Below are 25,619 nucleotides of genomic sequence, written 5' to 3'. Positions count from 1 at the left end.
CGCATCAGCATGCCTGGCTTTACAACATGTCCTGCGGCTGCACCTGCGCGTCGAAGTCTTCTCCCGCGAGGAAACCCAGCTGAATCACCGCCTCGCGGAGTGTACAATGATTGCGGTGGGCGTGCTGGGCCACGGCCGCCGCGCGCTCATAACCCATCACGGGGGTCAGGCAAGTCACCAGCATCAGAGATTTTTCCATGTTTTCCTGCAAGCGTTCAGTAACCGGCTCCAGCCCCTGCAGACAATGCTCGGCAAAAGACCGGGCCGCATCCCCCAGCAGCTCGATGGACTGCAGAACATTGAATGCAATCAGTGGCTTGTAAACATTCAGTTCAAAATTACCCTGGGATGCGGCGAAGGCAATGGCTGCGTCATTTCCATAAACCTGCACGCAAACCATGGTCAGCGCCTCAGCCTGGGTGGGGTTCACCTTGCCGGGCATAATGGAAGACCCCGGTTCATTTTCGGGAAGTTGCAGTTCGCCCAGACCCGCCCGGGGGCCGGATGCCATCCAGCGAATATCGTTGGCTATTTTCAGCAAGGACATGGCGACCAGGCGCAGACTGCTGCTCAGTTGCTGGAGGGCTTCATGGCCCGCCAGCGCCGCGAAAAAATTGGCTGCCGGATGAAAAGGCAAGCCCAGTTCAGCATGCAGGTGCGCACAAGCCTGTCTGGCAAAATCTGGATGACAGTTAAGGCCCGTGCCCACCGCCGTAGCCCCCAAAGCCAGTCCGTACAGTCCGGGCAAAGCCTGCTCAATGGCCTGAATACCCATCTGCAACTGCGCCTGGTACCCGGAAAACTCCTGACCCAGGGTCAGCGGAACAGCATCCATCAGATGCGTGCGTCCGACCTTGATCAGTGCCGCAAATTGCTGGCTTTTAGCCGCCAGCAGGCTTTCCAGATGGATCAGCGTGGGCAGCAGATTTTGCTGCGCCGCCAATGCTGCGGCAATATGCATGGCCGCCGGAAAAGTATCATTGGAAGACTGACCAAGATTCACATGATCGTTGGGATGCACGGGGTTTTTCGTGCCCCGGACCTGACCAGCCAGCTCGTTGGCACGATTGGCAATCACTTCATTCACATTCATATTGCTCTGGGTGCCGCTACCCGTCTGCCAGACCCGCAGCGGAAACTGTTCATCCCAGCGTCCATCGATGATTTCGCTGGCGGCAAGCTGAATATAATCGGCAATATCCTTGCCCAAAAGGCCCAATTCGTGGTTGACCTGAGCAGCAGCACGCTTGATTCTGGCCAGGGCATAAATGACCGCCATGGGCATCCGTTCGCTGCCGATGGCAAAGTAATTCAGGGAGCGTTGGGTTTGCGCCCCCCACAGTGCGGTATCTTCCACCTCCACCAGACCCATGCTGTCTTTTTCCTGACGCATGCTCAACGGACTCCGGCCAGGGATTCCGCCTCATCCACCATACTGGCAAGATAATCCAGGGCTTTTGACCACAAATCCGGATCTTCGAGATTAACACCCGTTTCTGCCACCACCTCGGCAGGCGTTTTGCTGCCCCCAAGCTTCAACATGGCGACATATCCCGGCACAAAGCCCTGGGGATTTTCCCGATAACGCTGAATTAAAGCCAAAGTCAGCAATTCACCAAAAGCATAAGCGTACACGTAGCCGGGAGAGCCAATAAAATGCGGGATATAACTCCACCACCAGCGGTATCCGGGACTGAACTGGATACTGTCGGCAAACTGCTCAGTCTGGGTTTGCATCCACAGCTCTGCGAGCCTTTCCTTGCTGAGTTCGCCCTCGCAACGACGGGCATTGTGCATTACCACCTCAAAGCGATGCATGGCCATCTGCCGGAATACCGTGGCAAAGGTGTCCTCAATTTTGCCGCAGAGCAAGGTCAGACGTTGCTGCGGGTCCTGCTCCTCGCGCATCAGCCGTTCAAAAGTCAGCATTTCTCCGAACACCGAGGCTGTTTCCGCTGTAGTCAGCGGCGTATCGGCATTCAGGTAGCCCTGCTCACGCGCCAGATACTGATGGATGCCGTGCCCCAGTTCGTGGGCCACGGTCATCACGTCGCGCACCGTACCGGTATAATTGACCATCAGGTAAGGATGTACGTCGGGAGTCACCGGATGAGCAAAAGCCCCACCCCGTTTGCCGGGTGCCAGAGCCGCATCAATCCAGTGTTCGTCAAAAAAACGTTGACCGATGGCACCCAGCTCCGGCGAAAAATCGTGGACCGCCGCCAGCACAATGCGCTGACATTCCGCCCAGTCGTAACGCCGCGCCGCACTGGAGATCGGCGCATAGCGGTCATAGTCCATCAGCGGCGCTACCCGCAGCAGTTTGGCCTTGAGCCGATAATAGCGGGCCACCAGAGCGTAGCGGGACACCACGGCTGCCTCCAGGGCCTCGACCATACTGTCGGAAATTTCATTACTCAGATTGCGCTCACTGAGCCAATGGGGATAAGAACGCAGCCGGTCATCCAGGGCCTTATCGGCCAGAATGGCATTAAAACAGGTGGTCAAAGTGTGCAGGCGGCTTTCCAGTCCCGTACTCAGGGACTCTGCCGCATCATGACGCAATGTCCGGTCAGGATTGGACAGCAGGGTCAGCACTTCCTGCTCGGTCATAGCCTTACCGCGCAGATTGAAACGCATCTCTGTCAGCGTTTCGTCAAAAAGGCGCTCCCAGAGTGCCCGACCAGTTACCCGCTTTTCCGAAAGAATCTGTTCTTCGCTCTCACTCCGCAGGTGACTGCGATATTGCCGCCAGTTGCGCAGCAGATGCGCCCAGTGGGCGAGAGCAGGATCCTGAAGTAACTGTCCAGCGCGATTCTCATCGACCGCATTCCAGGCAATATCAAAAAATATCAACTGATTGCTGACTTGAGTCGCGGCTTCTTCATAAGCCTGCAACGCCGCCCCATACGCAGGCTGGTCGGCATGAGTGACATAACTCAGATAACGAAAAGTCCCTACCCGACCCAACCGTTGACGAATGGCCTCCAGACTTTGCATGGCTGTGGCCAGGGCAGCTGCATCCAGATCGCCCAAACCCGGTCGATACTGCCGGGCAAAATCTTCTGCTGCGCTGCTGGCCCAAAGCATATCGGCTTCCAGGTGCGGATCGTCCGAACCCGCATAAAGATCCTGCAAACGCCAGTGAATACTTTCAGCGCCGGTTGTTGTCGATTGCACTGCTTTTACCATGAATTTTCTCCCAAATGCCCCTCAGGGCCGTATCAAGCCGGATCTGGCAACGCCAGTCCGCGCCGCACACAAGCCAGCAGGGTACCCATATCCGGAGGCACCCCCGCCCTCTGTGCCTGCCACATCATCTCGCCCATACAGTCGACAAAAAGATGTTCGGCATCATGTTCACCCCGCTTTTCGCAGGCGATCGTGTAAAGATGGACGATACCCTGTGGCTGATTCATTGCCAACATTTCTGCCAGCCCCACATGCAGAGACATATGCAGAAAGGGATTGCTTTGCCCCTGTTCAGGGGAAAAGTCCTGGTACAATCCTCGTTCGGCATCTTCCAGCAAGGCCTGATACTCGGGGTGATCCAGAATGGCGGCCACAATCCTGGTCTGCACGCCTTCGAGGGGCCGCCCCTCGCGAAAAGCTTGCCAACTGTCCAGAAAGATCTGCCGATATGTTTCTCGTTTACTGCCATAAAGCATAATAATTAGCCTGCAAAAGCCTCGTTGACGATGATAGGGCACACTGACATGGGTAGGAAAGGGACGCTTTTTGTGGTAAATAAGGCAAGTCTTAACAAAGCTTGCTTTGTTCTATTAAAAGCACTTATCGCAGCATTATTTCAGCGGGAGATTAGCGCAACATGGCCAACGCGAATACGGTACCAGCAGCAGTAGTAAGTCTCAACGAACGCCAGTGGGAAGGGCTCGGAAAAGTCGGCGAAGCCGCCCTGCAGGTGCAAAACATGCTGCAGATGCTGCGCGACGTCCTGAATGAACTCCCTCAGGCCATCGACACAGACAAGTTGATGGAAACCATGCAGCCCTACATGGAAAAACTGCAGGGCATTTCCGAATCCCTGCAATCTTTCGTCAAGGGCAACTCCGATGAAGAACCGCTGGATCGCCTGCGTGCGCTCATCAATGACGCCCAGCAGGCCGAACTGGACAAAACCCTCAAGGAAGTCCTGCAACTTCTCGGCAATCTGCAGCGCTCCGGTTTTTTCAGCTCCATCGCGGCGCTCAGCGCGGAGTTGAAGTGCCCCATCATCGGTGAAAATCCCGAAGAAATGGTCCAGAAAATCCATAGCAGCACGGCCACCATCCAGTACTGGTTAGAAAGCGCCAAGCAGGGTGTAGGCGTTGTCGGCAACATGGTTGGGCAACTGGACCTGCCGGATCGCCTTGATGAAATTCAGGAAATGGCCGACCAGTGGATCCAGATGGCCAAGCGCGCCCAGCGCCTGATTCAGGGTGACGCTCCCGATCTGCAGACCCGCCTGAGCGGCATGCTCGACATGGCGGAAATTTTGGGCGGGCAGATGAATATTGCCATTGGCACCCTGCGCGACACCATGCCTGAAGTTCTGGAAAGCGCCAATATGGGTAATGCGTTGGCCAGCATCGGTTCGGGCGGCAACCGCTGGATGCAGGTGGCCATGCGCGTCAAGCATCTAACCCAGGGTGACGGCTCAGTGGATATGGTCAGTCGGGTTGAGGGCTTGCTGGATCAGGTAGAACATCTGGCTGGTTATGCGGCCAGTGCCGGATTTTTTGTTCAGGCGGGTAAAGATGGCCTTGGTGCCGTAAAAGGCATCATCTCCGACCTCGACCTTCCGGACAAGCTGGATGATATTGCCGAAGAGGCCGAAAAATGGCTGAAAATTGCCATGCGCGCCAAAGATCTAGCCCAGGGTGATGCAGACAGCCTTGCCGATCGCGTAGGCTCACTGCTCAAAGTGGCCGAAACAGTAGGGGGTTCCCTGCAGGCTGCCGCCAAGGCCCTGGAGGCCAAGGGCATCCGTCTGGAAGAAATCCTGACCCCGCGCGGCGATCTGAATATTGCCTTCGGTACCGGTGCAGATTTTGTTGCCGAACTGTGGCATGACGGCACCATCCAGCACATTGGCAGCAGCATCAGCCAGGGCGCCCTGATCTGGATGGAAATTGCCCAGATTGGTTCCAAAGCGCTCAAGGGTGATGCAGAAAGCATCAACCATCGGATCAAAGGTATTGTTCAGGGCCTCCATGATGCCCATCTGATCGACATGTTACCTGAAGTATTTGCCCTGGTCGGCAACCTGCAGAAGGCCGGTCTGGTTGGTAAAATCAACATGGTCATGAGCAAGGTAGTGCCCATGATCCCTTCCGATGCGGTATTTGCCAGTGGCGTTGACAAGGCTGTAAAGGCGCTGGAACTGACCAAAACCGAAATGCAGAATGAAGCCAACAAGGGTGGCGGTATTTTTGGCCTGATGAAAATTGTCTTCGCCAAAGATACCCAATACCTGCTCAAATTCTTCATCCGTTTTGCGACGATTTTCATGAAGTCGCTGAAATCCAGCTAAGTATTTCATCATTCTGGCTTCATGAAAGCCCCGGTCTGTTGTCAGACCGGGGCTTTTTAATGATCAGGGATGGACGCGCTCATCGTGACCCTCTTTGATGAAAGCCACCACATCGTCCAGCACCGGGGCCATCCAGCGTAATGGCTTGGCAAAAGCGCCAATCAAGGTTTCGTGGTTTACACCGCGATACATTTTCAACTCGACACTGACCCCCGCCTTTTTCAGCATGGTCGCCAATACTTCAGTATTCACTTTCGGATTCACCAGATTGTCATGCACTGCAGCCCCTAAAAAAGTTCGGGGAATATCCGCATTATCGGCAAAATCAATCGGCATACTATTGGGGGGATAATCCGGGTAGAAAAATATGGGACGGACCGGTTTATAAGTAATTGGATAAAAATTGTAGGGTCCCGCCAATCCTATCCAGCCACTAAAAATATCCGGCTTGAGTCCCACTGCCTGCAGCCAGCGCGGATCCATCACCAACATGGCGGCATTATAGGCCCCTGCACTATGGCCCATGATATAAAAATCCCGGATATTGCCACCGAAAGCGGCGATGTGCTGATAAGTCCAGGCTACAGCACGTGCATTATCTCTTAAAAAAGCAGGATAACGTACCTGTGGATAAATGCGATAATTGGGTATGACCACCACCAAACCACGGGCGGCCAGAGCTTCTCCTACAAACTTGTATTCTTGCCGGGTGCCACTATCCCAGGCACCGCCGTAAATAAACAGCACCACGGGATAGCCTCCCGCTGGTTCAGGATAATCATCCTTGGGAACGGGTTCATATACATCCAGATGCCCGCGTGCCTGATGTTGATAAAGAATACCCTGAGTGACCTTATAGGTGTTTGTCGGGGTAAGACGATTGATAATTTGCAACGGAGAACAGGCGGAAATAACGCCTGTCATCCCGGCAATGAATAACTTGCTCATTCTCACAGCTAAGGACATGATTGGTCATCCACAGATAACACCGAAAATTTAAAAGTAAACCCAGTCTTCAGGACCTGGTTGAATAACCAATCGCTCGTGTATTAACCCAACGGGCCATTGGCCGTAACGATTTGTGGTTCCATGGCTGCCAGTTGCGCCAAAAGATAGTTCTGCGCCGGTTTGGCAATATCGCGCTGATCCATCGCCTTGATCATATCCTGTGCCAGATAATTAAATGCTGCTGTGGTAACGTGCAAGCCCTTGTGTACTGCAGTCATGGTCGGGCCAGTGTAGGTACAGGGCCCGCCAACCACTTCGCAAACCTGTTGCGTCAGATTATATTTAAGGGCCTTGATGTTGGTATGGGCAAAATAATAGTTGATATGGGGATCTGCCGCCACATAACCAACAAACGTATTAATGAGCGCTTTAACCCCGGACTTGCCACCAAAAGCATCAATATGATTTTGAATCGGCATTTTGATATCTGCCCGCTGCACCGATGCAGCACTCGGAGCGGCCTCAGCCAAAGGCGCCACGAGGCTCACAGCCAATCCTGCCATCAACACCGCAATTCCTGATCTAAAATATTTCATTAAATTCTCCTTAACACCGTTTTCAGCTTCATACAGGGAGGCAACAGCCTCAACATATAATGAATACGTATTTTTTGCGCAGACGGATGCAGCAGGATTTTTTGCATCCAGGTCAGCATATTCCACGTAATCATTGCCATGACAGAAATATGACTATCTGGCCTGAAAAAATCGCCAGAGCAGGGAGCATTGGTGAAAAAGATAATTTTGAGTTTTGTATTCATATGGTTTTTTATCGGTAGCCTGGCACATTTTATCTTTACAGGCAGCGAAGCAAAAATAATTCCGGACTACATCCCCTGGCATATGGCCGACGTTTATGTGAGCGGTTTTCTTGAAATGCTCGGAGCCTTGGGGTTGCTATCAAAAAAGACCAGGCCTTATGCCGGGTTTGGTCTTTTTTGTTTAACCATTGCCGTGACGCCGGCCAATGTTTATATGGCAATGCATGCATCAAAATATCCAGATATAGCTCCCTGGATACTCAACGCCCGGCTCGTTTTTCAACTCATTTTTTTGTGGATGATCAGTTGGTCCAGCGATATAAGATGGCGTCTTCACTAGCAGTGATAAGCAGGCAGCCATCCTGAAATATACTTAACCGTGCTGCTGCCACCACTCCCGCGCTTTTTCAGCCGCCGTTTTTGCCGCAGCGGGATCAGTCAGCCACGCCTTGGCAAGGTCAATCAACTGATTATTATCCTGCGCCCAAACGGCTCCACCTGCGGCCAGCAATCCTTGACGTAAAGCATTATCCGGCATTTTTGGACCCAGAATCAGCGGGCAGCCATCGGCAATGGGTCTGGTAAGGTCCACAGCTCCACCCATCAGCGTACCTCCAGGCACACAAAAATCGGCGCAGGGATAAAAGGCATCGCGAACATCGACTGTTTCTACGAAATACACCCGCGTCTTCAACGGGACATAACTGGTAAACAGGCGGCTGTGGCGAATAGTCTGGAGATGATACTTGATCGCGTCGCGGTATACCGGTTCATAACGCTCTTCACGATCTGGGGCAAGAATCATGATGCCCATTTTCACCCGCATCAGGGACAGAAAAACTCCGTAGGCTTCGGCGTCCTCGCCTTCGTGCAAGTTGGGAAAGTACACCACACAGCGTCCCCGATCCCGATATTCCTTAAAGCGTTCGCACCATTCCATACTACGCACTCCTTACCTGCGGATTTATGTATTCACGGATCATAGGCGACCTGAAGCCATCATTCAAAAAGTGTTTTGTGATATGTTAGCAACAAGTCACTCACTGAAGAACCTGAAACCTCTATGTTGCAAGTCCTGTTCGTGCTCTCCGAAATGGTTCCCTACTCCAAAACTGGCGGTCTGGCCGACGTCGGAGGCGCTTTGCCACTGGCTTTGCAGCAACTGGGCGTTGATGTACGGATACTGGTCCCCTGGTATGGCCGTCCGGATATGAATGAAATGCACTGGTTCTGTTCGGTGAATACGCCTTATAGCCAGGAAGCTGCCGAACTCTGGATAATGCCGGACCGGCCAGGTATTTTTTTTCTGCGTTATTCCGACTATTACGAACGGGATGGCGGGCCCTATCAAAATGCGCAGGGTCAGGATTGGCCGGACAATCCGCGCCGCTTCGCTTTACTGAATCGAGTAGCCGTAGAAATGGCGCAAGGTCGCGTATCCGGTCTCGACTGGCAGCCCGATCTGGTCCATCTGAATGACTGGCAGACCGGCCTCGTCCCTTATTTGCTGAATCTTGAAACCCGGATAGGAAGCCCGCGACCGGCCACACTGTTCACTATTCACAACCTCGCCTATCAGGGCCGTTTTGATCCCGCCATCATGGCAGAATTACATCTTCCCGCCGAAGATTTTCATTGGCAGGGAACTGAACTGTACGGGGCTTTTTCCTTCATCAAGGCGGGCTTGATCTACAGCGACCAGATCAGCACAGTGAGCCCTACCTACGCCCGGGAAATTCAGACTGAGGCCTTTGGCATGGGACTGCAAGGTCTCCTGCAGCAGCGCTCCGCGCAACTCACCGGCATTCTTAACGGAATAGATGAAGTCCACTGGAACCCCCGGGCTGATCCTTATCTTCCGGCGCACTACAATGCCCGCAGCCTGGTCGGAAAAAGTCAATGCAAAGCCCAACTGCAGCAAAGTCTCGAGCTTGAAGCCCAGCCCGATGTTTTTCTGCTGGGCATGATCAGTCGGCTGGTAGAGCAAAAAGGCGTCGATATGGTTCTGGATATTTTGCCCGATTTACTCCAGCGTGGGATGCAGGTGATTATTCTGGGCAGTGGCGAGAAATACTTTGAAGAGCGGCTCCAGGAACTGGCTGCTGTTCATCCGGGTCGTCTCGCCGTGCGCATCGCCTTTGACGAAGGGTTGTCACACCGGATTGAAGCGGGTGTGGATGCTTTTCTCATGCCCTCGCGCTTTGAGCCCTGTGGCCTCAACCAAATGTACAGCTTGCGTTATGGGACGCTACCCATCGTCCATCATACCGGCGGACTGGCCGACACCGTCGTCGATGCCGGCGACTTTGCCCGGGATGAAGAACGCAACGGCTTCGTATTCAGCTTTGCCCATAGTGATGATCTTCACCATGCAGTCCTCCGGGCTGCAGCGCTGCATCGGGAAAAAGCCGCATGGCGACATCTCCAGAAACAGGCCATGGCCGCGAACCATAGTTGGGAACACGCCGCACTGTCCTACCTGGAGTTTTATCACCGGATTATGGAGCGCCGCAAATCTGCGCAGTAAATTCCGGCTTATTCATTTTGAGAAGAATCAAGGGGTCATTGGAGATCATTATCCCCACAAAAAAGCTTTTGCGTTGCACCGTAGCCATAAACCGCTACAATGACCAGATGGCTTTTTTCCCACATGCATGAGGAGTCGCACGATGTCAGGTCATTTTCCCTTTTCCGGCAAAGCCAACCGCGTTTCTGTGTTTGCCTTTTTTGAAGCCCACAACTGGAGTCTTGAAGCCCAGGAAAAATACTTTGAAGAATGGTATAAGTGGGCCAAGGATTACGTCATGAACGACGCCGACCTCAACGCCGCCAAGGGTGTGCTTTTCGCTAGTGATCATTTCGGTACCCACGCCGATCATGACTTCCACCTGCATGGTTATGCCATTGCCACGCGCATGCTGGATCTGGGTGAACTCATCAAAGGCAGCATTTTACCCAAGTTGGACCATGATATGCTGCACGCTCTGGAACACGATCATGAAGAATGGATTGCCGCAGCCAATGCCGTAGCAGCCAACCATCCCCGTGCCGAAGCGCCCGAAATCGGTCGTTATCGTCACGTCTGAGCCCAATAATCGGGGGCCGGATCACCGGTTCAGCCCCCGGTTTTCAAATTAGCTATGGATGCCAAACACATCAGGCAGTGCTTTGTCGCGCTCCGCGCCAGCATCCCCGAACCCAAAACCGAATTGCAGTACGCCAGCGCCTTTCAGTTGCTGGTAGCCGTAGTTCTTTCCGCCCAAAGCACCGACAAGGTGGTCAATTTGTGTACGGCGACTTTATTTGCAGAGGCGCCCGATGCCTTCAGCATGGCCGCACTCGGTGAAGGGGGCATTAAAAATCATATTCGTCGCCTCGGACTTTTCAATGCCAAGGCCCGTCATGTGCATGGCCTGTCCGAGCAGCTGATTGCTCAGCATCACGGCGAAGTACCCCCAGATCGTCACGCTCTGGAAGCACTCCCCGGCGTGGGCCGCAAAACCGCCAATGTGGTACTCAATACCCAATTTGGACAACCCACCATCGCTGTGGATACCCATATATTCCGGGTGGGAAATCGGATTGGCATTGCTCCGGGTAAAACTCCCCTCGCCGTAGAACAGGCTCTACTCAAAAAGGTCCCCGCTGAATATATTCAGGATGCTCACCATCTGCTCATTCTGCATGGCCGCTATACCTGTACGGCACGTCGTCCTCATTGTGAACGCTGCGCGCTGTTCAGTTGCTGCGCCTGGCCTGACAAGCTACTGTGGGCCCATCAAAGCCAGTAGCCAGCGGCTTCGCGCGCGGTAATCGGCGCGCCGGAGAACTGCTTCAATCGGCCATTGCCGAAGCCCGCGAAAAACTCTCCGGTGAAGCCATCACTGCCGCTTTGTTCTTGTTCAGCCCCACCCTTGCTCCGGTGAGTCCAGCATTACTGCAGTCCCAGATGCGTGCATTGTCCTGCCTGCAAATTGCGACAGGGACTTTTCCGGGGATATTTACCGAAAGAGATGCGGCGTTGGGGGAAAATGCCTGTGCCGTTCTCCTCCTGAGCGCGCCGCTGGGTTTTACCCCCCAGATTCCCGACCCCGACTTGGTGACATTCAGTTGGGGAAGACTGGAGCAGCTCCAGGGCGAATGGTTGCAGCAATCACCGCGCTTTGGCAGTCTCAGCAGTCGCAGCGGGCGCTTCTGGTATCAAGCCAGCCCACGGAATATTCTGGAAATTGCCTTTCAGGGCATCCAGCCATCCCAAAGCGTCTGGTCCGCAGGACTGCGCACCCTGAGTGCCCCACTCCCGGTCCATCTTCAGGAGGGCAGCTTGCTGCTGCAGCTGGAACGTTATCTGGCGCTCCCCCTGCTGGCCCAGAATATTCCGGTCAGTATCCGCAAGGACAGTCGCCTGCCCCTGGAGCGCCTGCTCATGGGGGAGATTCGCGCCGATGCTGCCCCTGGAGCTCCGCCGGAATTACTGCACATTAGCGCCACCGACCTGAATCGAAGCGGGCTCTGGCTGGAAAGACCACTGGCGGAACACTCACGGGCCTTTCTCAGCCTGCGCGATCCGGCCATTGCCGAGCGTGACACCCGCATTGCTCTGGAACAATTATCCGCCAGCACCCAAGAGCCCACCTTTGCCTGGATTTCCAGCTCCATTGGTCGGGATGCGGCATTTTTTGGTCAGGAAGATCAAGATCTGTGTATCTGGCGCGAGCAATATCCCGATTTGCCCATGCTGGGGGCCTACGGCATGGGCGAACTGTTTCCACATCAGCATCGCAGTCATTTTTTGCGCTATGGTAAAATTTACACCCTGTTTTCAAGGACAGACATATGCCCATAAATCGTTCCGCAGTTATCCGGTCTTTTTTGGGTTTAATGCTGACAGTCTTGAGTGCTCCCGCCTGGAGCAGCACGTATCTGCTGCCACCCCCTGGAGACAATATCGTCGGCGCCATCCAGAGCATCAGCGCCCGACATGAAGACACACTTTCCGACATTGCCCGTAAATATGACCTGGGCTATGACCAGATTACTGCCGCAAATCCACAGGTGGACCCCTGGTTACCGGGAGCTGGCACCCGCATCATTCTTCCCAGCGAATATGTGCTGCCCGATGCCCCGCGTCAGGGCATAGTGATCAATCTGGCGGCCATGCGGTTATTTTATTATCCGCCCACTGTCGCTGGACAGGCCCCGGAAGTAATCACTTATCCCATCGGCATAGGTCGCGAAGGTTGGGGGACACCCCTGGGCAAGACCCGCATTACCGCCAAAGTGGCAAATCCCAGCTGGACACCACCGGAAAGCATTCGCAAGGAACATGCAGAAAACGGAGATCCTTTGCCAGCAGTGGTTCCTGCCGGTCCAGACAATCCACTGGGACTGTTTGCCCTGCGCCTGGCTATTCCCGGTTACCTGCTGCACGGCACCAACAAGCCCTGGGGGGTCGGCATGCGCGTCAGTCACGGCTGCATCCGCCTCTATCCAGAAAATATCGAAGCACTATTTGCGCGCGTTCCAGCAGGAACCCCGGTCCTGATTGTCGATCAACCCTGGTTACTGGGCCATGATGGCGGACATGATTACCTGCAGATTTACGGGCAAATGACCGATCGCCCTTTCGAGCAGGTCCAGGGCTCCTTTACAGACTGGCTCAACCAACATTTGCCCGCCGGCAAAGCCATTGATTCGAACATAGCCAGGCGCTGGCTGAAGGCCGCGACGGGAATACCGGAACCGCTGTAAAAAATAGCGCAGCGCAAGTAACCCGTTGCGACTGGTCGGCTTCGAGCGTTCCCGGTCACATCTCGAGACTCAAGATACCTCATTCGCGCTGAATGAAGTTGTCAATAACTCCGATAGCTTGGCCGGCGCCCAAATGGACAGGGCTGACCGCGTAGAGGAAAACAGCAGCTTTTTTTTCGAACATGGTCTAGAATCATTGTGAGTTGGTCAGATATAAGGTCCGAGAACAATGGAAGTGGTGAATATTCATGTAGTGAAAGCCCAGCTATCCGTATACCTCGGCAAGGTAGAGCGAGGCGAGACCGTGATTATTGCCCGTCGTAACAAGGCGATTGCCGAGTTGCGACCGATTTCGGCAACCATCCCGGCCAAGAAAAGTCGGCCCATGGGCTTGGCTAAAGGTAAAATACATTGGGCCGAAGATGCCTTTGCTCCCTTGTCCGACGCGGAGCTGGCCGATTGGTATGACACCCATCGAAATGATCCGCTGCAGCTCGGGACAACACCGGACAAAACCTGATGCTGCTGCTGGATACTTGTACCCTGATCTGGTGGTTGGCACAGACAGAAAAGATTCTGGCTACTGCGCGCAGCCATATCGCCGAGGATATGGAGGTTTGTATAAGCGTGGTCACCATTTGGGAAATTCTGGTGAAGCACACGAGCGGCAAGCTGATTATCGAAAGCGGTTCCGAATCGGTTTTTGACTATATGCTCCGCCAAATCGAGGCAGTGGATTTTCGACGCATAGCGCTGTCGGATACCGACCTGCGTCATCTTCCGCAACTACCGCCCATTCATCGGGATCCTTTCGACCGCATGCTGATTTGTCAGGCCATCGAACGTGGACTGACCTTGGTCACCCCTGACCCCGCTATCAGGCAGTATCCCATTCGTACACTTTGGCTGTGAGGTGTGGTGCATACTTTTCTGGCCAGAAGCTTCCGAACGGAAACGCCTGACACCATTAAGCTACCCAATACCGCCCCCTGGGGGTTGTGCGGCAACAGGCGCATTACCAACGCAACAATGTTTCCCCGAGTAGTGCACCGAGCACGGTGGGAATCAAAATCCCGAGTAAATACCAGGTGCCGATAAACGGCGCGCCCATTTCAGGGCAGAGCAGACTGGCCACGGCACTGCACCCACAAATCCAACTGACACTGGGTTTTGATGGCAACCGTTACCGGCGCGATACGGATTCCCCTTAAAGATACGAATCCCCACCAAGCTCGGTTACAAGAACCCGAAGCATGTGCAGGCTATTCAAATCACAAATATTTACCCCGGTGGTTATTGGGAAAACCAAGGGTATAACTGGTTTGGTGGCAGTTAGAACGTGTTCTGATTGAGCTGAAGCAAGGCACGGTGCCTTATTGATGACATGAGCAAAGACAAGATGGACCACTTGTACCACCAATCCCGTCAGGATCGTGTCTGCCGGGCTACCTGAACCAATGTTTGCCGAATCGCTTCGGGTGTAGGTGGGCAGCCCGGACATTGCCCAGCCACGGGGAGCACCTTTTCTACAGCGCCCACAACGGCATAACTCCCGGCGAATATGCCTCCCGTACAGGCGCAATCCCCTATGGCTACCACCTTTTTGGGATTTGGCATGGCTGAAAATGTGTCTTGCAGCGCCGTCGCCATATGTCGGCTAACCGGGCCGGTTACCATCAATAAATCAGCATGGCGCGGCGACGCGGTCAGGTTCAACCCGACTTGCTCCAAGCCGTAATGTGGACCGGAAAGTGCCTGAATTTCCAGCTCACAAGCATTGCAGGATCCTGCATCCACATGGCGAATGGCGGCACTCCGGCGGAATGGTCCCTGCCCTTTGGCGGGAATGATTTTTTTGCCCGGTATCCCCAGTCGCCAGATTTCTTTCAGTATGCGATACATTGCCAATATCCTCCGGGTGCTGAAGCGCTATAAATCATGTCCGCTGTAACTCAAATTGAACGATTTATTGATCAGGGGAAAATCAGCAACAATATCGTTCAGCACGGCCTCCTCAAGAACCGGCCACAGGGTCCACGATGGATCGTGGGGATGGCAGCGTTTAATACGGGCGTTTTCCACAGACAGTGCGACAAACACCTCGCCGCGCCAGGCTTCGACGATGCCCAAGCCTTCGCCATCGGGGATGCTTTCCGGAATGGTTGTGCTGACTGCTCCCTCGGGCAGTTCCATCAGCAACCGGGTCTGCAGACGCAGAGACTCATAGAATTCCCGAAAGCGTAATTGCCAGCGTGCGGCCACATCGCCCTCTTGGGAAAGCTGGATGGAAACGTCCAGATTCTGATAAGGAGTGTGGGGAAACTGGACCCGCAAATCCCAGGCCTGACCACTGGCGCGGCCGGCAAGCCCCGCCATACCGAGTGCTGCAGCACGGGGTGGCACAATTTTTCCTGTACCCACCAGGCGATCCCGCAGACCGGAATGCTCCTGCAAGAGGAGATCCAGGCGTTGCACTGTGCGTTGCCAGGATTCACTGTTACGCTGAATCGCGGCTATTTGCGCCGAGTTCAAGTCAAAAGCGACACCACCGGGAATAATGCAGTCCATCAAATAGCGGTGTCCGAAAATTTCCTGGTTTTCGCGCAGCAGGCTTTCCCTGATAAACAGAAATTGTGACTGACAGAAGGCGAAGCCAGCGTCATTTCCCAGAGCGGCAAGATCACCCAGATGGTTGGCCATGCGCTCCCGTTCCAGGCAAACAGCACGCAAGGCGGCTGCACGAGGCGGGATTTCGCATCGGGCAATGGATTCCACCGCCATGCTGTAGGCCCAGGCATAACCCACTGTGGTGTCACCACTGATGCGTCCTGCCAGACGCGCACCCGCAAATACATCCCGATCTTGGAAAAGGCGCTCGACGCCCTTGTGGGTGTACCCCAATCGTTCTTCAAGACGGAGGATTTGTTCACCGATACACGAAAAACGAAAGTGTCCGGGTTCAATGGTGCCCGCGTGTACCGGCCCCACTGGAATCTGGTGGACATCCACGCTATCAATCAATTGAAAAGGATAATCGGCATCGCCATCCACGCCGAAGGATCTGCCATCCAGTTGACCTTCCCGCAGTGGAAAAATCCCTGCTGGCCAGCACTGATGGCGGAGCCATGGCCGGGTATCCGCATTCCCCGTCGCTCTGATTCCCGTAAGATCGTACAGGGCCCGCTCCATCCGCGAAGCAGCGGGAAAAATGTCGGCCAGCGAGGGAAATTGTCCCTCGCCGGATTGCACCGTCAGAGTGATCCACACATATCCGGTTGAACCAAGGCCCAGCGCATGTATGTAAAAGAATGCGTTCTCGTGGCCCGCCTCTCCCCACAATCCCAGCAAACGCCCGCCCTGATCGCGTAGCGCCAGCGCAGCGCTTGTCCAGGATGCAGCCTGCACCTTGACCCGCCAGACGGGTGGCGCAGTCAGAATTTGTTGCCACTGGCCCATAGATGATAAAGCTTCAGAGTCAGGTGCAGTCATTGGACAATTCCTGCAACGTCATGCAGCCATAGCTCTATTTGCCCGGGGATCGCCACCCCCAGAATCACCACCAGGGATATTTGAAAAAAAACCGGCAAAAGCCCGCCTACCCCGCTTTGCCGGTTGGGGAGGGAATTGGCGGGGGCCAGGAGCATGGCCTGCAGGCGCGGGTATATTGCCGCAAATACGGTACCCAGGCCGACGAGCAGAAAAGGCACGCTTTGCCAGGATTGTTGTACCGCACTGGCAAGAATCAGAATTTCACTAAAAAACAGAGAACCCGGAGGCATACCCAGAATCGCCAGCACCGACAGGAGCACACTCCAGCCCAGGACGGGCCGGGAATGCAGCAAGCCGTTCAGTGCGGAAATGTCCTGAGTGCCGGCTTCCTGGCTGGCCTGCCCGGTAGCAAAAAATACCGAGGACTTTGCCAGACTATGTCCCAGCATGTGGAGCATACCCGCAAATATCGCCAGCGGACCGCCCAAACCAAAAGCAAAAGTGATCAGTGCCATGTGCTCCATGGAAGAGTAGGCAAAAAGACGTTTGACGTCCTGTTGCCGAAACATGGAAAAGGCAGCAAGCAACAGGGTCAGAAGACCGAAGCCCATCAGCAGATGCGCCGCGAAAGGCCCGGCCACAGGGCCGGACAGGAGACTTTTAAAACGCAGGATGGCATACAGCGCCACGTTCAGCAGCAAGGCAGATAAAGCGGCGGATGCGGTGCTCGGACCCGCCGCATGGGCATCCGGCAACCAGCTGTGCAGGGGGGCCAGACCAACCTTGGTTCCAAAGCCCACGAGCACAAAAATAAAGGCAATGGTCAGCACCCCGGAATTGAGCGCGGCAGAATGGGCATGCAGTTGTGACCAAAGTAAGGCATCACTGCCTGCACCCAGCGCGGGTTCCGCCGCAAAATACAGTAACACCGTTCCCAACAGCGCCATGGCGAGTCCGACGCCACAGAGAATGAAGTATTTCCATGCGGCCTCCAGACCTTGCGGCTTACGCATCAGACTGACCAGCAGCACACTGGACAGGGTCGCCCCTTCCAGAGCCACCCAGAGAATCCCCATGTTGTTGGTGAGCACAGCGAGCAACATGGTAAATAGAAAAAGCTGGAACATACTGTGGTACAGCTTTTGTTGCCCTGCGGACAAGCCATGATGCTGTACTTCTTTCAGAAAGTAGCTGTGTGAAAACCAGGCAATGGAAAAGCCGACCGTACTGTTGACCAGTGCCAGTAACAGGGAAAAGGCGTCCACCCGGAATTCATCGCCGCCTGCCCGGATGATGCCCTGGGTAGCCACCTGCACGGACATAACCACACAGGCGATCAACACCAGAAAATTAAGCAGCAGAAACAGTCTGGCTCCGCGTCGCCCGCTGCCCAAAAACGCCAGTAAGGGAACTCCGGCACCAGCCAGAACCAGCACCCAGAAGATGATCATTTATCCTCCCGGATATGTTCCAGATAATGCAGATCGAGACTGTCGAAAGTGTCGCGGATCTGAAAGAAAAAGACGCCAATCACCACCAACCCGATCAGGGTATCCAGGGCAATACCCAATTCGACGATCAGCGGCATCCCCAGTGTTGCACTGGTGGCGGCGAAAAACAGGGCGTTATCCATGGCCAGAAAGCCCACGATCTGGGAGATTGCCTTGCGGCGGGTAATCATCATCAGGAACGACAGCAAAAATGCGGCCAGGGCAATCCCCAGCATGCCATGCGTCGCGGCAGGCAAATATCCATCCAGAGGGGCAGCAATGGAAAATGCAAATACCACCAGCAAAATACCCAGCAGTTGCGTACTAGGGACATTGAGCGTCATCTCGACATCACCGCGCACCTGCAGACGGCGCAACAGGTAATGCAACACATAGGGCATGAGAATCCCCTTGATGGACAAGGTCAACACTGCCGAAACCCAGAGGACGGGATCACCCGTCAACTGCCCGACGAGGGCCGTACCCACCGCCAGGGTGACCCCCTGCCAGGCAAGCAGGCGAATAAGACTCAGCAGCCGTCTTTGCGCAAGCAGGGCGAAACTGAGTACCAACATCCAGGCCGCGAGAATTCTCAACACGGGGCTGATAATCGCGCTATGGGCAAGAATGGAATGCATGATCATGACCCCAGCATGAAGTGACTCAATAGCCCGATGACCCCGAAAAGAAAGCCGGTGATGGCGAACTCAGGGACCCGAAAAAGCCGTTTTTTTGCCAGTAAGGTTTCAATCAGCGCCAGAACCACAACCGCAAAAAAAAGTTTGACGAGAACCAGTCCTGCAGCAATGACCAGGCTTGTCAGCGACGGTTTTGCAGCAATTCCCCAGGGCAGGAACAGGGCGAAACCAATGGTCATATATAAAAACAGCTTGAGTTGTGCCGCCCATTCGAGCAGTGCCAGGTGCCGCCCTGAATACTCCAGCACCATCGCTTCGTGAATCATGGTCAGTTCGAGGTGCGTTGCCGGATTGTCCACCGGAATTCTGGCGTTTTCTACGAGCAGAACAAAGCCAAATGCGATGGCGGCAAAAACCATGCTGGGATGAATGGAAAATAACTGTATTTGACTCAGATGAACAATCTGCACAAGCGATGTGGATCGGGCCAATAAAGAGGCGGTAAACAGTGCCGCCAGTAAGGCCGGTTCTGCCAATGCGGAAATCAGCATTTCACGATGCGCCCCATAACTGCCAAAAGCTGTTCCCGTATCCATGGCCGCCAGCACCTGAAAAATGCGCGCCACGGCCAGCAGACCCACCAGCGCAATGACATCGGCGGCACTGGCCAGAGGCAAGCCATTGGCAATGATGGGCACGATGGCCACCGCCATGATCTTGGCTCCGAACATGACATAGGGTGAAAACTGAAACAGCCAGGAAGATTGTTCAGGGATCAGGGTTTCCTTATGAAACAGTCGAAAAAGATCACGATAGGGCTGGAGAATCCCTGCAGAACGCCGATTTTGCAAAAGTGCCCGGACCGTCTGCAGCCAACCCGCCAGAAGTGGAGCCGCCGCGACGACAAAAAGGATCTGGAAGCATTGATCCCGCCAGCCAATCAGACTAGTCATTGAAGCCTCGCCCTCTTGTATTCACCGAAAAAACACCAGAAGGACAATCAGGGTCAGAAAAGAATACAGCAGATAAGAGGTGATGCGACCATGCTGTAATCTGCTGATCCCTTCGGCAATCCACAGGGTGACACGACCCCAGGGCAGGTAAAAACCTTTCCAGAAAGGATCAGGAATTTGCACCGGGAGGGTGTTTCTCCCGCCCTGGCGGTTTCTGAGCGTGCTTAAGGAAACGCCAAAAATTCTAAGCAGAGGCTGGCTGAAACCGGTCGGACTGTCTTGTGTTTGGGCACTATAATCTGCTGCAAAACCACAGGACCATACGGGGGCACGGCGCAGGGAGCGACCGAAACGCCACCAAACCAGTACAAAAACGACCGCAATGGACAGTGCGATTCCCAAAAGAAAAACGCCGGGGAGATAACTGGCCCGCTGCGCCGAAATCGGCGTGAGCGCCAGCGCGCTTTGGTGGGCTATCTGGCTGCCATGTAACAACAGAGCCGTTATGTGCGACAAACTGTCTACTACGCGGCCCGGAAACACACCGAGCAGGACGCAGAACAGGGCCAAAAAGGCCATGCTGGCGCGCTCCCAGATTCCTGCCTCTTGTTTGGCGACCGCACTACGCGCCCGCCCCAGAAAAGCGATCCCGTAAAATTTGACGATGGCAAAAGCCGCCACAGCAGTAACCAGCACCACGCCTGCGGCGGCCAGGGGAAGAATGGCCCGCAGCATTCCTGATGGCAAGCTGGGGGCCAACAGGAAGGCCTGAAGTAACAGCCATTCCGAAGCAAAACCATTCAACGGCGGCAATCCGGCAAGGGCAAAAATGCCAATGAGCACCAGAAAAGCCGTCTGCGGCATGGAACGAATCAGGCCACCCAAATGGGACATTTCCAGGGTGCCTGTAGCGTGCAGAACGCTGCCGCTTCCCAGAAAAAGCAAGCTCTTGAAAAAAGCGTGATTCAGCACTTGAAATAAACCCGCTACCAACGCAAGAGCGGCCAGGGACCATAGTGCCTGCTCCGCAAAAATTCGGGAAAGACCGAGAGCGATCAGGATGAGTCCCATATTTTCCATGGAGGAATAAGCCAGCAGCCGCTTCATGTCGGTTTGCAATGCCGAATACAAAACGGCAAAAAGTGCAGAGCTTAAACCCAGTCCCAGCCAAAGCGGACCCCACCACCCCGCGCCCGCCGGAAGAATTTGCCAGTCAATCCGCAGCAGGCCATAGACCGCAACGGGCAACATGGCCCCACTCATCAGTGCCGAAACCGGCGATGGCGCCGCCGGATGCGCCTCTGGAAGCCAGGCATGAAGTGGCAGAAGCCCCAGTTTTGCACCAAAGCCCAGCAAGGTGAGGCCAAAAACCGCATTGGCGACCACAGGAGAATAGGGCGATTGTGCCATGCGCTGAAAATTCCCATTGCTGATCAGATCACCATGACTCAGCAAGGCAAAAGCGACAAAAAGGGCCAGGGCACCGATATGCGCGATCAGTAAATACAGATAGGCGGCTTGTTGCCGACGCTGGTCCTGGCCTTCGACCAGGATAAGAAATGTTGAACTCAGGGCCATCAGTTCCCAGGCCACAAGGAATGTGTAGGCATTGGCTGCCAGCAATACCCAAACCATGGCCGTCACAAAAACCGGATAAGGCAATAGCACCTGTTTCAGCTTGCTCTGGCTGCCATGATAGAAATAGCCGATAGCATGCAAGGACGCTGCAAAACCTACGGATCCCAGCACCAACAGAAAAAAACCGGAGAGCGGGTCGAGGGTAAATTGCCAGGCAAGATCGGTGAGTGGCCCCGGGATACTTGCATGGAGCGCAGGGCTTGCCAGCGCATGTATGCCGACCACGATGAGTAGCAGGCAAAATGCAACGGTCAGCAGAAAACCCAGGGAACGTTTCCAGCGGATTGGCAATGCGGGAATCGCTACCAGCACTGTCGGCAACAGAGCCAACAGTGACGCATACAAGACCCAAAGCAGACAGTCGCCGGAGTTCATTGCGCCACCACAATCAAAAGCACGGATGGCAATTCATGCAAATTATGCCAGTTATGGGAAAGACGCGGGTCATAGTAGACGGCATCCCCCTCATCCAGATCAAAGCTGGAACCTTGCTGTTCAAAGCGCGCGCTTCCCTTGATGAGCATGGCGAACTCTTCCCCATCGGCACTGCTGTAAGGGTGGTCTCCACATTCTCCACCTGCATCCAGCGTGACCAGCAGCGGTTGCATTTTTTTTTGGGAAAATCCTCGTGCCAGTGGTTCAATCGTGGCATGCGACCCTGAACTATAGACCCGACGTCTTTGTCCGGCACGGAGAATGAGCGGGGATGCTTCACTATCCGGTTCATCCAGGAGTGCGGCAATCCTGAGCCCCAATGCGGTGCAAATTTTCTCAAGCGTGGCAATGGAGGGGGAAACCTGCTCAGCTTCAATCTGGGATAGCGCACTGGAAGAGACCCCGGCCATTTCTCCCAGGGCACGCAGGGAAAGTTGTCGGTCTTCGCGAAGCTGACGCAAACGTTGAGCAAGCTGTTTCATGCCCCGGATTGTCCGTTAAAATGGACGGCGTGTCCATATTAACGTATGAAGCTAAAAACGGCAGTTGCCGTGGGTGCTTTGCAGCGACTTTTGTTTTGAGCCGTTGTTGTTATTGGCGAAATCCTGCGCCCGTCAGGAGAGCTGTCTGAGCCCGCAGGGCGAGTTCTCCCCTGACAGCAGGATGAGCCCTAGAACAACAGGCGAGGAACAACGGAGCAAAAAGCACCCACGGCAACTGCCGTTTTTAGGATGAAGGCATTCACCGTGTCAGGCTTAAAAAAATCTCCGGCAATCTTTCCGGCAACGATTCAACCCGATCAATAATGCTGAATCGATTGCCAAAAATTTTTCGTACGTATTCGTCTGCATGCGGATCAAGGCTGATGCAATGGCAAAAAATGCCCTTCTCCTCCAGCTCCAGAACGGCGCGACGGGTATCTGCCAGCAGGTAATCCGGATCATCCACATCGATGTCGGCCGGTTGTCCATCGGTCAGGATCAGCAGCAGGCGCTTGTCGGCAGATTGACCGGACAGATAGTGTCCGGCGTGACGCAAGGCCGCACCCATGCGCGTAGAATAGGCGGCACGGAGCGCTGCGAGCCGTGCGTAGACTGCATCCTGCCAAGGTTCAGAAAATCCCTTGATATGCCAGTAGCGCAACTCATGACGGGTGTTGGAATAAAAGCCGGAAATGGCAAAGGGGTCACCCAGGCGGTCAATCGCCCAGGCTAGCAGTGTAACGGCTTCCTGGGCCAGGGAAAGGATGGTAGGTCCTGAGCCTGTACCCTCAACCGGATCATTCAGCGATTCGGAAAGATCCAGCAGCAGACTCACCGAAAGGTTCCTTCGGGCGTGGCGGAAACTTTCGTTGATGCGCGGATCGACATTCTGTCGGCAGCGATAATCTACCCAGGAACGCAGCGCCCAGTCCAGATCCAGGTCGGATCCTTCTTCCTGACGGCGCAGGCGTTCGCGATCCTGCGGTTTCAGCATATCCAGCAGCCGTTCAAGACGCTTGGCCAAAGCAGCGTGTTTCTGCAATATCTGCAGGATATCGCTGGCAGAACCTTGTGGATGCAGATGCTCGTAGAGACTGACCCAATCCGGTAGGTAATGTTGCGATCGGTAATCCCACTCGGGATAGTGCCGGACCAGCGTCAATTCGTTTTCCGATACCGCTTCGGCCCGGCTGCTTTCCTCCTCGCTTTCCTGATCTCCATCAATGAACTGCCAGAGGTGGCGGTTGTCATCCCGGTAGGACACTTCCGTATCGGTAAAATGAACCCTGGCAAAACTGTCACTCGGCAGGCGTGTCTGAATGAGATATTCCAGGGCGAGTTCCGCAATGCTGCGGGTACTGCCCGAGCTGTTCAGCATTTGCTCGTGAAAGCGCTGCACAAATTGCCGGAGAACGGGGTTCTGGTAACCATGCTCAGGATCGAGAATGGCCCGGGAAAACAGGGTCAGACGATGACGTACGCAGGATTCCTGTCCGGAATCGCAGGCCTCTTCCTGAGGATGGGGATGTAATTGCAGCATCAGCGCCCGCAGACCTGGAAAACGCCGCAAAATCAGGGTGTCCACGCGCGCATCTTCAAAATATTCGATGTATAAGCGCTGAAAGGGACTCCAGTTATCGGCAAGAAGCGCCTGACTGTAGCGGCGATGGGCGGCAAGATGGGCGAGGGCCAGACGGTATTGATCCAGGCCCGATATACCCTCCCGATCATGGTACAGGTCCGGCAGATGCATACCCAGGGAATCCAGGTAAGGCTGGGGCCGACGCAGATGATCAAAAGCTTCCGAATAAGGAACCAGCATGGCGGGTTCATCCCAGAGGGCGCGCAGATAGAGGTCCATCTCACGCTCGTGGGTGCGCAGCAGGGTACCGTCGCGCTGTTCCTGAAAAATGGCCCGACTGTCTGCACTTTGCAGGGCAAAATAATCCGCCTGACGTTCGGGGTTACTGGCATAATAGCGCAACCCGTATTCTGCCCAGGTCTGCAGTCCCTCCAGATTCACCTTTTGCAGGAGTTCGGCCGCCAGGCGAATGAATTCAGGCAAGGCACGGCTGGGGAGAATGGCGTGGCGGCCATGGATGGAGGTGCTGCTGCGCTCGGCAATATCCGTCAGCAAATCGAGATAGTCGCGAAGCAGCGTCTGGTTGGGCAAAGCCCGGGTAACGGCAGGAAGCGTCTGGAAAAACAATCCGATAACATCACCATTGGGCGAACGCTGGATTTTCGCCACCCACTGCAAAACCGGATCGATACAGTCGTGACCGGCAGCAGCGACCACTTCCGGCCAGCCTTCCAGAAAGGCCATCACCGGCTCGGCACCCCGCCCCAATTTGCACAAAAAGCGGGCAGCATCTACATAAGCGAACAATTCCTGCTCCTGCCACTGCGCACCGGCAATCGTGAAGCAGTCCGCAAAAACCGCCTGCACTGAGCTAAAAGCACAGTCCAGATGACGCCGCCAGTAGTCCTCGTCGGGCGGAATCGCTGACCCGGTTTCTGCGTCAGTTGAAGGTGGCATCGATGGCATGCTCCAGTGTGCTGCGTATGTCCTCATCATCCGTAATCGGGTCCATCAGCGCCATCCGGCAGGCGCGTGTTGCGGGCACCCCATCGGCAATGAGAGATGCTGCGTAAACCAGCAAGCGTGTCGATATTCCTTCATCCATGCCATGTCCTTTCAGGTTACGGGAACTTTTGGCCAGGGCAACCAGTTGTTCCGCAGTCTGTTCAGGAATACCCACTTCACGGACCAGGATTTCTGTTTCCACCTTTGTTTCCGGATAATCAAAGCGAAAAGCGGCGAAACGCTGCTTGGTGGACTGTTTGAGGTCCTTCATCAAGGACTGATATCCCGGATTGTAGGAAATCACCAGCTGGAAATCGGCGTGCGCCTGAATCAGTTCCCCTTTTTTGTCCAGCGGGAGCTGGCGACGATGGTCAGTCAGGGGGTGGATGACCACGGTACTATCCTGTCGGGCTTCGACAATTTCATCCAGATAGCAGATGGCACCATAGCGAGCCGCCACCGTGAGGGGACCATCCTGCCAGCGGGTCCCCTCTGCATCCAGGAGCCAGCGGCCCACCAGATCTGCAGCGGTCATATCTTCATTGCAAGCCACCGTGATCAGGGGCTTGCCCAGTTTCCAGGCCATGTATTCCACGAATCGGGATTTGCCGCAGCCCGTGGGGCCTTTGATCATGACCGGCAAGCGCCGGGCATAGGCTGCGGTAAACAGGACAATCTCATCCCCTTGAGGATGATAATAAGGTTCCTTGTTGACCATGTAATCGTATACCGGATTACCAGGATTCATGTGCAGATCTCCATTCCAGCGGTAGCTGGAACCACGCAAAAAGAAAACAGGCCGAAATCTGCGAACGGCGAGATTTCGGCCTACGGCATTGGGTGATGACTCACCGC

25 protein-coding genes and 1 pseudogene are annotated in these 25,619 nt (G+C 54.7%); 10 read left to right on the top strand and 16 right to left on the bottom strand.

What is annotated here, in order from left to right; all coding sequences use genetic code 11:
- Window positions 1–19: 19 nt before the first annotated feature.
- The 3 genes from fumC to H7F11_RS08090 are packed head-to-tail and all read right to left on the bottom strand — an operon-like array spanning window position 20 to window position 3,668.
- A complete protein-coding gene (gene fumC, locus H7F11_RS08100) occupies window positions 20–1,393 on the bottom strand; it encodes a class II fumarate hydratase (RefSeq protein ID WP_193651320.1) in 1,374 nt (457 codons plus the stop codon).
- 2 nt (window positions 1,394–1,395) lie between these two features.
- Entirely contained in the window at window positions 1,396–3,192 is a 1,797-nt protein-coding gene (locus tag H7F11_RS08095; RefSeq protein WP_193651319.1) for a M3 family oligoendopeptidase, read from the bottom strand.
- Between the two features lie 32 nt (window positions 3,193–3,224).
- Window positions 3,225–3,668 (bottom strand): DUF1841 family protein, encoded by a 444-nt coding sequence (locus tag H7F11_RS08090; RefSeq protein ID WP_193651318.1) that lies wholly within the window; start codon window positions 3,666–3,668, stop codon window positions 3,225–3,227.
- A gap of 161 nt (window positions 3,669–3,829) precedes the next feature.
- On the opposite strand from H7F11_RS08090, the gene H7F11_RS08085 reads away from it, so the two are divergent.
- Window positions 3,830–5,533 carry a hypothetical protein gene (locus tag H7F11_RS08085; protein ID WP_193651317.1) on the top strand — a complete coding sequence of 568 codons (1,704 nt, stop codon included), beginning with the start codon at window positions 3,830–3,832 and terminating at the stop codon, window positions 5,531–5,533.
- A 63-nt stretch (window positions 5,534–5,596) separates the two neighbouring features.
- On the opposite strand, the gene H7F11_RS08080 is transcribed toward H7F11_RS08085, so the two are convergent.
- Both H7F11_RS08080 and H7F11_RS08075 read right to left on the bottom strand, forming a co-directional pair.
- On the bottom strand, window positions 5,597–6,499 hold the full coding sequence (locus H7F11_RS08080; RefSeq protein ID WP_193651316.1) for an alpha/beta hydrolase: 903 nt from the start codon (window positions 6,497–6,499) through the stop codon (window positions 5,597–5,599).
- A gap of 83 nt (window positions 6,500–6,582) precedes the next feature.
- Window positions 6,583–7,077: a group I truncated hemoglobin gene (locus tag H7F11_RS08075; RefSeq protein ID WP_226856848.1), complete on the bottom strand. Its 495-nt coding sequence runs from the start codon at window positions 7,075–7,077 to the stop codon at window positions 6,583–6,585.
- A 192-nt stretch (window positions 7,078–7,269) separates the two neighbouring features.
- On the opposite strand from H7F11_RS08075, the gene H7F11_RS08070 reads away from it, so the two are divergent.
- On the top strand, window positions 7,270–7,641 hold the full coding sequence (locus tag H7F11_RS08070) for a hypothetical protein (RefSeq protein ID WP_193651315.1): 372 nt from the start codon (window positions 7,270–7,272) through the stop codon (window positions 7,639–7,641).
- Window positions 7,642–7,674: 33 nt separating this feature from the next.
- Here the strand turns inward: H7F11_RS08070 and H7F11_RS08065 are convergent, their stop codons facing one another.
- On the bottom strand, window positions 7,675–8,241 hold the full coding sequence (locus tag H7F11_RS08065; RefSeq protein WP_193651314.1) for a 3-deoxy-D-manno-octulosonic acid transferase: 567 nt from the start codon (window positions 8,239–8,241) through the stop codon (window positions 7,675–7,677).
- A gap of 123 nt (window positions 8,242–8,364) precedes the next feature.
- Between H7F11_RS08065 and glgA the strand changes: the two genes are divergently transcribed.
- The 7 genes from glgA to H7F11_RS08030 all read left to right on the top strand — a co-directional run bounded on the left by glgA (window position 8,365) and on the right by H7F11_RS08030 (window position 13,964).
- Window positions 8,365–9,828: a glycogen synthase GlgA gene (glgA, locus tag H7F11_RS08060; RefSeq protein ID WP_193651313.1), complete on the top strand. Its 1,464-nt coding sequence runs from the start codon at window positions 8,365–8,367 to the stop codon at window positions 9,826–9,828.
- A 142-nt stretch (window positions 9,829–9,970) separates the two neighbouring features.
- Window positions 9,971–10,387, top strand: a complete 417-nt coding sequence (locus H7F11_RS08055; protein WP_193651312.1) for a hypothetical protein — start codon at window positions 9,971–9,973, stop codon at window positions 10,385–10,387.
- A 54-nt stretch (window positions 10,388–10,441) separates the two neighbouring features.
- Complete coding sequence (gene nth, locus H7F11_RS08050) at window positions 10,442–11,092, top strand: endonuclease III (RefSeq protein WP_193651311.1); 651 nt, start codon at window positions 10,442–10,444, stop codon at window positions 11,090–11,092.
- Complete coding sequence (locus H7F11_RS08045) at window positions 11,071–12,147, top strand: histidine kinase (RefSeq protein WP_193651310.1); 1,077 nt, start codon at window positions 11,071–11,073, stop codon at window positions 12,145–12,147. The genes nth and H7F11_RS08045 overlap by 22 nt, the downstream gene beginning before the upstream one ends.
- Window positions 12,138–13,052 (top strand): L,D-transpeptidase family protein, encoded by a 915-nt coding sequence (locus H7F11_RS08040; protein WP_193651309.1) that lies wholly within the window; start codon window positions 12,138–12,140, stop codon window positions 13,050–13,052. Before H7F11_RS08045 ends, H7F11_RS08040 begins: the two co-directional genes overlap by 10 nt.
- A gap of 229 nt (window positions 13,053–13,281) precedes the next feature.
- Complete coding sequence (locus H7F11_RS08035; protein WP_142087594.1) at window positions 13,282–13,572, top strand: type II toxin-antitoxin system Phd/YefM family antitoxin; 291 nt, start codon at window positions 13,282–13,284, stop codon at window positions 13,570–13,572.
- A complete protein-coding gene (locus tag H7F11_RS08030; protein ID WP_193658097.1) occupies window positions 13,572–13,964 on the top strand; it encodes a type II toxin-antitoxin system VapC family toxin in 393 nt (130 codons plus the stop codon). The genes H7F11_RS08035 and H7F11_RS08030 overlap by 1 nt, the downstream gene beginning before the upstream one ends.
- A 103-nt stretch (window positions 13,965–14,067) precedes the next feature.
- On the opposite strand, the gene H7F11_RS17240 is transcribed toward H7F11_RS08030, so the two are convergent.
- On the bottom strand, window positions 14,068–14,187 hold the full coding sequence (locus H7F11_RS17240; RefSeq protein WP_413773191.1) for an NrsF family protein: 120 nt from the start codon (window positions 14,185–14,187) through the stop codon (window positions 14,068–14,070).
- 54 nt (window positions 14,188–14,241) lie between these two features.
- On the opposite strand from H7F11_RS17240, the pseudogene H7F11_RS17235 reads away from it, so the two are divergent.
- Window positions 14,242–14,388, top strand: a pseudogene (locus H7F11_RS17235) (hypothetical protein); the annotation flags it as partial.
- Window positions 14,389–14,477: 89 nt separating this feature from the next.
- Here H7F11_RS17235 and H7F11_RS08015 read toward each other — a convergent pair.
- From H7F11_RS08015 to H7F11_RS07975, 9 genes are all read right to left on the bottom strand, one after another.
- A complete protein-coding gene (locus tag H7F11_RS08015) occupies window positions 14,478–14,954 on the bottom strand; it encodes an NADH-quinone oxidoreductase subunit B family protein (RefSeq protein WP_193651308.1) in 477 nt (158 codons plus the stop codon).
- A 27-nt stretch (window positions 14,955–14,981) separates the two neighbouring features.
- Window positions 14,982–16,541, bottom strand: a complete 1,560-nt coding sequence (locus H7F11_RS08010; RefSeq protein ID WP_193651307.1) for an NADH-quinone oxidoreductase subunit C — start codon at window positions 16,539–16,541, stop codon at window positions 14,982–14,984.
- Entirely contained in the window at window positions 16,538–17,992 is a 1,455-nt protein-coding gene (locus tag H7F11_RS08005; RefSeq protein ID WP_193651306.1) for a hydrogenase 4 subunit F, read from the bottom strand. The genes H7F11_RS08010 and H7F11_RS08005 overlap by 4 nt, the downstream gene beginning before the upstream one ends.
- Window positions 17,989–18,669, bottom strand: coding sequence for a formate hydrogenlyase (locus H7F11_RS08000; RefSeq protein WP_142087602.1), 681 nt, complete (start codon window positions 18,667–18,669; stop codon window positions 17,989–17,991). The genes H7F11_RS08005 and H7F11_RS08000 overlap by 4 nt, the downstream gene beginning before the upstream one ends.
- A gap of 2 nt (window positions 18,670–18,671) precedes the next feature.
- Window positions 18,672–19,622: a respiratory chain complex I subunit 1 family protein gene (locus H7F11_RS07995; RefSeq protein ID WP_193651304.1), complete on the bottom strand. Its 951-nt coding sequence runs from the start codon at window positions 19,620–19,622 to the stop codon at window positions 18,672–18,674.
- Between the two features lie 21 nt (window positions 19,623–19,643).
- A complete protein-coding gene (gene hyfB / locus H7F11_RS07990) occupies window positions 19,644–21,635 on the bottom strand; it encodes a hydrogenase 4 subunit B (RefSeq protein ID WP_193651303.1) in 1,992 nt (663 codons plus the stop codon).
- Complete coding sequence (locus H7F11_RS07985) at window positions 21,632–22,177, bottom strand: helix-turn-helix domain-containing protein (RefSeq protein ID WP_193651302.1); 546 nt, start codon at window positions 22,175–22,177, stop codon at window positions 21,632–21,634. The genes hyfB and H7F11_RS07985 overlap by 4 nt, the downstream gene beginning before the upstream one ends.
- Window positions 22,178–22,436: 259 nt before the next feature.
- Entirely contained in the window at window positions 22,437–24,716 is a 2,280-nt protein-coding gene (locus H7F11_RS07980; RefSeq protein ID WP_193651301.1) for a nitric oxide reductase activation protein NorD, read from the bottom strand.
- A complete protein-coding gene (locus H7F11_RS07975; protein ID WP_193651300.1) occupies window positions 24,700–25,512 on the bottom strand; it encodes a CbbQ/NirQ/NorQ/GpvN family protein in 813 nt (270 codons plus the stop codon). Before H7F11_RS07975 ends, H7F11_RS07980 begins: the two co-directional genes overlap by 17 nt.
- Window positions 25,513–25,619 lie beyond the last annotated feature (107 nt).

The sequence above is a fragment of the Acidithiobacillus sp. HP-2 genome (genome assembly GCF_015100155.1).
GTDB lineage: Bacteria > Pseudomonadota > Gammaproteobacteria > Acidithiobacillales > Acidithiobacillaceae > Acidithiobacillus.
This window is presented reverse-complemented; position numbering and strand designations above follow the sequence as displayed.

Excerpts from the sequence above, each read along its gene's own strand:
- fumC (WP_193651320.1), bottom strand. The coding sequence starts at position 1,393 with ATGCGTCAGGAAAAAGACAGCATGGGTCTGGTGGAGGTGGAAGATACC.
- H7F11_RS08095 (WP_193651319.1), bottom strand. The coding sequence starts at position 3,192 with ATGGTAAAAGCAGTGCAATCGACAACAACCGGCGCTGAAAGTATTCAC.
- H7F11_RS08090 (WP_193651318.1), bottom strand. The coding sequence starts at position 3,668 with ATGCTTTATGGCAGTAAACGAGAAACATATCGGCAGATCTTTCTGGAC.
- H7F11_RS08085 (WP_193651317.1), top strand. The coding sequence starts at position 3,830 with ATGGCCAACGCGAATACGGTACCAGCAGCAGTAGTAAGTCTCAACGAA.
- H7F11_RS08080 (WP_193651316.1), bottom strand. The coding sequence starts at position 6,499 with ATGTCCTTAGCTGTGAGAATGAGCAAGTTATTCATTGCCGGGATGACA.
- H7F11_RS08075 (WP_226856848.1), bottom strand. The coding sequence starts at position 7,077 with ATGAAATATTTTAGATCAGGAATTGCGGTGTTGATGGCAGGATTGGCT.
- H7F11_RS08065 (WP_193651314.1), bottom strand. The coding sequence starts at position 8,241 with ATGGAATGGTGCGAACGCTTTAAGGAATATCGGGATCGGGGACGCTGT.
- glgA (WP_193651313.1), top strand. The coding sequence starts at position 8,365 with ATGTTGCAAGTCCTGTTCGTGCTCTCCGAAATGGTTCCCTACTCCAAA.
- H7F11_RS08055 (WP_193651312.1), top strand. The coding sequence starts at position 9,971 with ATGTCAGGTCATTTTCCCTTTTCCGGCAAAGCCAACCGCGTTTCTGTG.
- nth (WP_193651311.1), top strand. The coding sequence starts at position 10,442 with ATGGATGCCAAACACATCAGGCAGTGCTTTGTCGCGCTCCGCGCCAGC.
- H7F11_RS08040 (WP_193651309.1), top strand. The coding sequence starts at position 12,138 with ATGCCCATAAATCGTTCCGCAGTTATCCGGTCTTTTTTGGGTTTAATG.
- H7F11_RS08035 (WP_142087594.1), top strand. The coding sequence starts at position 13,282 with ATGGAAGTGGTGAATATTCATGTAGTGAAAGCCCAGCTATCCGTATAC.
- H7F11_RS08030 (WP_193658097.1), top strand. The coding sequence starts at position 13,572 with ATGCTGCTGCTGGATACTTGTACCCTGATCTGGTGGTTGGCACAGACA.
- H7F11_RS08015 (WP_193651308.1), bottom strand. The coding sequence starts at position 14,954 with ATGTATCGCATACTGAAAGAAATCTGGCGACTGGGGATACCGGGCAAA.
- H7F11_RS08010 (WP_193651307.1), bottom strand. The coding sequence starts at position 16,541 with ATGACTGCACCTGACTCTGAAGCTTTATCATCTATGGGCCAGTGGCAA.
- H7F11_RS08005 (WP_193651306.1), bottom strand. The coding sequence starts at position 17,992 with ATGATCATCTTCTGGGTGCTGGTTCTGGCTGGTGCCGGAGTTCCCTTA.
- H7F11_RS08000 (WP_142087602.1), bottom strand. The coding sequence starts at position 18,669 with ATGCATTCCATTCTTGCCCATAGCGCGATTATCAGCCCCGTGTTGAGA.
- H7F11_RS07995 (WP_193651304.1), bottom strand. The coding sequence starts at position 19,622 with ATGACTAGTCTGATTGGCTGGCGGGATCAATGCTTCCAGATCCTTTTT.
- hyfB (WP_193651303.1), bottom strand. The coding sequence starts at position 21,635 with ATGAACTCCGGCGACTGTCTGCTTTGGGTCTTGTATGCGTCACTGTTG.
- H7F11_RS07985 (WP_193651302.1), bottom strand. The coding sequence starts at position 22,177 with ATGAAACAGCTTGCTCAACGTTTGCGTCAGCTTCGCGAAGACCGACAA.
- H7F11_RS07980 (WP_193651301.1), bottom strand. The coding sequence starts at position 24,716 with ATGCCACCTTCAACTGACGCAGAAACCGGGTCAGCGATTCCGCCCGAC.
- H7F11_RS07975 (WP_193651300.1), bottom strand. The coding sequence starts at position 25,512 with ATGAATCCTGGTAATCCGGTATACGATTACATGGTCAACAAGGAACCT.